The 7470-nt window shown below is 39.2% G+C and carries 4 protein-coding genes; all 4 read right to left on the bottom strand.

Annotated elements, in window-relative coordinates; translation table 11 throughout:
• Positions 1 to 3092 (bottom strand): hypothetical protein (locus E1176_RS09410; protein ID WP_155210359.1); only part of this gene is annotated, 3092 nt, incomplete at its 3' end.
• A 2-nt stretch (positions 3093 to 3094) separates the two neighbouring features.
• A complete protein-coding gene (locus E1176_RS09415; protein WP_155210360.1) occupies positions 3095 to 6787 on the bottom strand; it encodes a sensor histidine kinase in 3693 nt (1230 codons plus the stop codon).
• Between the two features lie 88 nt (positions 6788 to 6875).
• Positions 6876 to 7154 carry a DUF983 domain-containing protein gene (locus tag E1176_RS09420; protein WP_246205986.1) on the bottom strand — a complete coding sequence of 93 codons (279 nt, stop codon included), beginning with the start codon at positions 7152 to 7154 and terminating at the stop codon, positions 6876 to 6878.
• A 67-nt stretch (positions 7155 to 7221) separates the two neighbouring features.
• Positions 7222 to 7470, bottom strand: a complete 249-nt coding sequence (locus tag E1176_RS20935; RefSeq protein ID WP_343030524.1) for a hypothetical protein — start codon at positions 7468 to 7470, stop codon at positions 7222 to 7224.

A 7470-nucleotide genomic window follows, 5' to 3' on the forward strand; every position in this document is an offset into this window, starting at 1 on the left:
CGCATATAGCCTTGTGGTTGCCAAGCAATCTCAGGGTTTATTTGATCACTATCTATCAAATAATTTCTTCCCTCTAAAAAATCAGAAGCTGACTCTTTATTGCCGGTTACCGTTCTCAGCTTGAGCGTCAGCTCTTTTGACAAATTATACCTGACGTTTACATCATAGCTTGTATTAAAAGTAGATTCAAACCCATTAACCAGAAGCTGCTTTCGCTCTGCATCGAAGAAAGAAAGCTCCAGACCATACTTTGGGTTGGCTCGATTAAAAAATAAGGTAGATCTCAGGGTGTTTCTTTCGCTAATGAGATTTGCTCTATCTACATTCTGAGCAAATGAAAGTAATCGGGTGTCAAGGTCGTCATCAGTAGTTTTTGTATCTGCAGACCAGCTTGTGTTATTTGAGAACTTACTTAGAAATCGTTTTAAGCCCTCAGCCGTTCTCCATGCTCTGGGTGTTTGAATGTTTATATTATAGATAAACAGTGTTTGAAAAGCGGTTACAAACTCATTGGTAGGCACAAAAATTTTAGCATAGTTACGCTCATCAGGATTAATCGCCTCAAAAAATTCATTCAGATCCTGAACCCCATCTTCATTCAGGTCTCGCCAGGTATGGGTACCTTCTCCTGCCGGTACTTTTATAAATACAAACTCTCTCTTCAGCTCCTGACTATTGGAAATAGCATAAGTTAGATCAGACCTCACCAGATTATCAAACATCAGTGCCCGCCAGTCTACCCTACCGGAAATCACCTCTTCCTGTTCATCTACAGCTACCTGATCTACATTTCGATAAGTAAATACTACATCTAAGCGATCGTTTCCTATATCCTTACCAAGATTCAGTCTTGTGGTGTTAGCATCTGTAAAATCTTGTAAATCACCAGCTACAGGCATTTGATCGATACGTTGAGAATGACTTAGCAAAAACTCCCAATCCGATTGTGGGGCGTTTTTGAGATAGTAAACATGCTCATTAAAAAACATAGCTGAATTTGTTATCGAATCACTAAGCTTGTTTTCTACTCGATTCTGGTCAACATTGTATTGATAGCCTGGCACCAGGTATTTATTCTGATAAGACACATCGGTAAATAAGCGACTCCATGTTGCCCGAGAGTTGGTCAAGTCATTTTCCAGATAGAAAGCATTTGCACTTACTTTAAAGTTGTATAACTGTTGGTTTAGCTTTAAATCGTGCTGGTAACCCTCTACCTGATTCTCTCGATAACGCCTGCTAAAAGTATAACCTACATTATTTGAAGCATCCTTTTGCATATTAAAACCAACATTGAAGATATTATCAGAAACCAACTGATCATCCGGCTGTGGGTTGTAGCTCCAATCACGATCATATTCTATATATCTAAATCGATCAATCGGTCTAAAACGCTCATCATCATATTCATAATCGATAAAAGCGCTGTATGTATATTTTGGCATAAATGAAACCTTCCGACCCTCGCTCAACAACCCAACTTTCATGGCGTATCCGTTGTCATCTTCATCGTTTATTGGTGAGAAAAGGTTTACATCCTGATCTGTAAAAGCCATTTCTGTCGTAACAGTTTCATGTTTATTCAATTGATAGCTGCCCATGAGTGTCACCATCTGTTTTTTGTCTGGTACAGGTATATCTATTACCGGTTCATAGTTACCTTGCGGCTCACCCCCGACAGGGGCTACCCACTGGTAAACCCTGCCATTAGCGGTTGTCATGGCTTGTTCGTAATTACCATTCCCAATCCCGACATCAGAAAATGTCACCCGATAAACTGCTTCCTCAGGATCTGTCGAATATTCAAAAATAGTAAAGGTTTCACCCGATGATACAGTATCCACACTCCTATAAAGCACTTGCTCTACGCTAAAACCAACACTATCGGCTCCGCTTTTAATAGCGAGGTTTAGGCTATCCCCCACTTCACTCAATAGCCGCTTGTCTGCATCACTCAACTCAACCAATAATGGTCTATTTCTATTGTCTTTTTCACTGTAAGCGCTTACGCCAAAATTAAATTTACCCACCTGATGTGTGTGTTTACCCGTCAGGATCGTTCGGTTATAATCCTGGTCAGAAAACTCATAATCTACCCTGATCCGCGAAAACTGAGTAATCAGAACCTTGTTGGTGAAAGTGAGTTGAGCTGTGTTATAATCGATAATATAATCATTATTGAACCCACGTTCGAGCTGCTGTCCGTCCAGGAAAACACGTTCAGAATTGGCCAATACAATGACGAATCGCTCTCCGTCCGGGCCTGGTATCTGATAAGGGCCGAGCAGTCCTTCTTTTGGGGGAATTTGTACTGAGGCAAACCGACCTTTAGCCACAGAAACACCTATCGAAGTAGAGGCAGTATCTGCACCTGTTAAAGAGTAATTAAGGGTGCCCACTCCACCCTGTACATTTTTGTAGTATTTAAGAAAATGCGAAGACCTGTCTTGCAATACCACATCACCACCGGTGAGAGATAGCTTTTCATTATAAATTTGGATAAAGACATTGTCGAAGTCCTGTAACTGTTGTGTGTTTCCTTCAGGTTGAAACGGAACGTTTTGATCTGTAATCGAAGCCCTAATGTTAAGATCATCACTTAGCTTACCGTCTAAATTGAGGTTGAGCGTGGAGTTGACAAAGACATCCTGATTATTACCAAAGCTTATTCCCCGGCTTATGCTACCACTTTTATTTAAACCTTCTGTCGTAAACAGTTCATTTTTTTGTGCTAATAACGGATCTGGCGAGACTGGATCCTTGAAGTAAGCATTTGAATCATAAACATCAAGGCTCCGATTGAAATATTGCTTACTTAAGTCAACACCCAGGGTTTGATAGCAAAGTTCCACAGAGTCAGCTGGCTGTGATAACCTCACCAAAATTTTACCTTTGGTTAAATCATGCTCTATCGCATATTCGCTGCTATCGACACCTGCAATTCTCGCTGAAGCTGGTAGCACAGAAAGAGAATCTACCTTTACCCAGGTATCATAGGTCTTAATCCAAACACACTTCTCACCTGGTGTTTGAGCTTGTAAATTTTTAAAGCATAATAAGAGTAAAGCTGATATGACCAGTGAAGCTCGCATAACTACTCCACCATAGGCAACTCAATATAAAATGAGGTGCCGTTGCCATCTTCTGTCTCAAACCAAATCTTTCCACCGGCATGCTCAACACCGTGCTTGGCAATGGCCAGGCCTATACCGCTACCCGTCTCTTTAGTACTAAAATTGGGTAGAAAAACTTTCCCTCTTATGCTCTCATCAATCCCTGGTCCATCGTCTTTAATCTCTAACAGCAAACGTCTGTTATCACTTACATTTAGTGTGATGTCAATGGTCTTTTCTTCCTCGCTGGCCTGCACTGCATTGATAATAATATTCGAAATTATCCTACCCATCAGTTGTTCATCACCAAGAGTGTAAACATGCTCATCATGCACATCCAGATTGATTTTAACATGTTTAGTGGCACTGTGTAAATTCACTGACTTTCTGATAACCGGCACAATATCATAACGCTCATTTTCAGGAATTGGCAGCTTAGCAAAAGAACTGAAGGAAGAAGCGATATCGTTTAGCGTCTCGATTTCATGTAAGAGTGTATTTATTGGCCTTTCCAGATCTTTCTCATCCGGCCGACCTAGCAACTTTCTACTCAAATGCTGCAAGGTCAGTTTCATAGGAGTAAGTGGGTTCTTAATCTCATGCGCCACCTGTTGTGCAATTTCCCGCCAGGCCGTCTCTTTCTCACTACGTGCCAGCGCTTTCTTGCTCTCTTCCAGATTGATAAGCATCTTATTGTACTCTCCCACCATGAGGCCTATTTCATCTTCAGCTTTCCAAACGAGTGGTTCATTAAAGCCTGTTAGGGTGGTCTTCTTAAGTTTTTGGGTGATGAAAGATAATGGGAACGTGAGCCATTTAGCCGCCAGATAAGAAATCAATAAAAAGACAATGAATATAATAGTGAATATATTGATGACATTAGAAAGTACCTCGATTTGATTCTGCTCCAGCGCATATTCTGACTGGAAGAATGGAATGCTTAAGATGCCAATAAGATCACCCGTACCAAAAGATTTGACACCGTAGTATGTGGTGTTGTAAGTTAGCGTACCTACAGACTCTCGAGCGATATAGGCATTTTCACCATACTCCTTGATTTTTGTATAGGCAACAGGGTTAATGTATTTAGACAATAAATTGTTCTCATAAATCAGCGGCTGACTGGTGGCAATCAACCTACCCCTTGTACTGAAAAGGTTAACATCTACTCCTGAAAACTTAGCTACTTGCGAGAGCTTGTTAGGAAGGTCCTCCCTGTCAATTGTGAGATCGTTGATATATTGATCGAGGTCATCACTCACATTGCTACTTATGCTTCTTGCTTTCTTGTAATAATCTTCATTCACTTCTTTCTTAAATGAAGAATTAATCAAACTCAAAGTGGTGATACTTACTGCAAACAAGGGTAGAAAGAAAGCAATGTTCAAATACAACTGAATCCTTGCGCTGTAATTGAGGCTAGAGTTTTGAAAGCTAAAATAAAGGGCATACAAAGCCGTAAGTATCAATAAGGTAAAAACCTGAATCAAAAACAAAAATGAGAAATTTGAGATTACATCTGACCACGGGTGCAAATTAGAACTGATCACGACCACCCGACCATCAGGGTCTCTCACTGCCAGGTGAGAATAACCACTCGATGACAAACCTGTCTCATATATAGAGATGCTCTCTAAAAGTTCTTTATTAAAATCGGTGTTATAATTGAAGCTACCTGAGTTGTATAAAATTTGATCTCCATTAAAAACCGCATAGCTATAATTGGCATCCTGATAAGGAAAAAGAAATGCATTATCCACCAGTAATTCCGGGTATACATTTTCCGGTATGATCCTTTTCAAATTTAGATCAATGATAACATAGCCTACAGATATGCCCCGCTTCTTAATTTCAACAAAATCTAGGTATCGTTTTGTCACTTCGGCTCCTAGCTTATTGATATAGTAAATGCCTTCGTAATCAGTTTTATATTCTTCTACATTAAACTCTCGCAATTCAGCAGGATCAAGCGCCCCCGGTTTATCATCAAACGGCTCTCCATTGCTATTGTACAGGTAAATTTTTACATCGTATTTATCAAAATAACTACTGAGAAGCACCTGCCTGATTTTCGATTTTATAATTGATTTTGACAAGAAAGGACTTGCCATGGTGCTTTGAATGAATACGTCATCTTCGAGCTTTTTATTCAGCTCAGACAGCAGGTATTCAGCAAGATTATCATTATCAATTAGAAACTGTGTGGCAAATTTCTGCTTTCTTTCAAACTCACGCTCTTTCTCAAACTTAAAAACTGCAAATGCCCCTAAAATTGCAGTGCCAATGATAATTGTAAAGAAATAGAGAAAGGTGTTATAACGGACCTTGGTAAGATAATTGGGTAATGCCGTAATGTATAAGGTCAGGGTGAGTCCGACACTTATAGCCAAAACTTCAAAAAACTGCTGACCAATGATCAAGTTGATTATAGCAAATAGAGCAGCTCCTACAGCATAGTTGGTGAAGAAGTCTCTCTTGCGTTTATTTCTTTTCTCAAAGAGCTTATAAAGCACATGGTGCACAAAGAAAATAGCAATTGAGAGTATGATGAATATTAAAAAACCTACTACCCTATTCAGCTCAAAGTTTATTGACTGATTGATATCGAAAGTAATTTGAGAGTTATGGTAAATAGTTTGAAATGCCAGGTACTCAATATGCAATACCAATATCATCAATCCGGCAAGTATAACAGAAACTACCCGTGTCTTAAGACCTTGAGCTTTTAAAAACTTATTGGATAAACTGAATTTGTGATAGTTGTTAAATAAATACAGGCACAAGAATAAAGCTGCTGTCAAATTGAGGAGTAAGTCTCCAAGGGAAGGATTAATACTGGATGAAGCAAAAAATCTACTATCGAACAAGCTGGAAGAAATCCATCTGGCAGGGAAATTAAAGGCTAACATCCCGGACCTCAACAAAAGAAGTAGCGTCACAAGAGTCAAAAATCCTCTTTCAACATCACCTTTTGCATAACTTCTGGCCAGTAGGTAAGCCCAAATAGCAATTAACAATATCCCACACCCGAGCAGAATAGCTAAAATACCGTTGAGGTAAACTCTATTTTGAACGTAGTCGCTCGCAAACTCAACTTTAAAATAACAATTGTCATCATCCGATATGGCACAAACCGGAGTGCCTTCTGCATGCTGAAGGCTATTTATTTTCAGTTTTTGATCTGAGAATATTTTTCGATTAAAACCTGACTGGACGTAATTGTTATCGACCTTATAGTTGTTATACAAAGGCACAAAGGCAAAAACCTCAAAACGTGTACCTGAGATTGCCCATCGCCTGGCAAGGAAATCTTTCCTAACTGTGCTAACAAATCTCAACCTGTAATTACCGGAAATGTATCTGTAGTCGGGGACATACCTGTAATCTGACCAATAAACTAATCGTCCGTTATTATAGATATAGAAAGGATACTCAGTGTCTAATTGTATCTGCGAAAAATCAATCTGTCTTTGCCTTTCAAGATACTCAAGCACATCTACGAGATCTTTCTGAAGAGAACCTACTTCATTTCCAAGCCTTTCTTCGACCGTTTGGAGGTATTCTGTTTCATCAAGAGTTGTACTCTTAAAAATGAGTTCCAAACCTGTGCCCACAACAAGCAAAGACAGACCGCAGATAAATAAATAGTATTTGAGGCGCTTTAGGTTTGGCAAATGAAAATAGTTTTAATGGTATAGGATAAATATACTAGTTTATTGGTAATTGAGTAATTACCCCAGATACACAAAATACTATCGAAGGCTATTGTGTAACCCTTTTAGCAGGATCAAAATCTATGCCGCCAAACCAATGCAGAAATAGTATACGTGAATATCTAAAACTAAATGGGAGAAGTAAAATAGTAACTGATGTTACAGATACAAGGTAGACCCAAACGGGTGGGTCAAATAAAACTGTGAGGGCAACACCTACTGCCACCAACATAGCGACACTAAAAGCATAGCTAATATACATCGCTCCAATAAAAAAGCCAGGCTCCACCTCAAAGTGCAAACCGCAATGTTCACACTTTTTATTCATTTCTGAGAATTTGCCAAGATTAAGGGCATTGTATTTAAACATGTCACCCTTCCTACATCTGGGGCATTTACCGTGTAAAATTGCGCTTGATTTGGAGCTTTTTTTCATTTGATTTACTGTTTCTATACCACATGTACCCGATAAAGCCAATTAATAAATATGGCATCACAAAGAGATATAATATTCCGAAGTTCAGACTAGCTCCGATCCCAATTTCACCATTGCTTACATTATTTTCGATAGTAGCTCTACACATTGCGCATTGAGCCAACGCATCCAGTGTTGGTAATGCCACCAGTAAGATCAGTATGTAAAT

The organism is Fulvivirga aurantia (assembly GCF_009711475.1).
GTDB classification, from domain to species: Bacteria; Bacteroidota; Bacteroidia; order Cytophagales; family Cyclobacteriaceae; genus Fulvivirga; species Fulvivirga aurantia.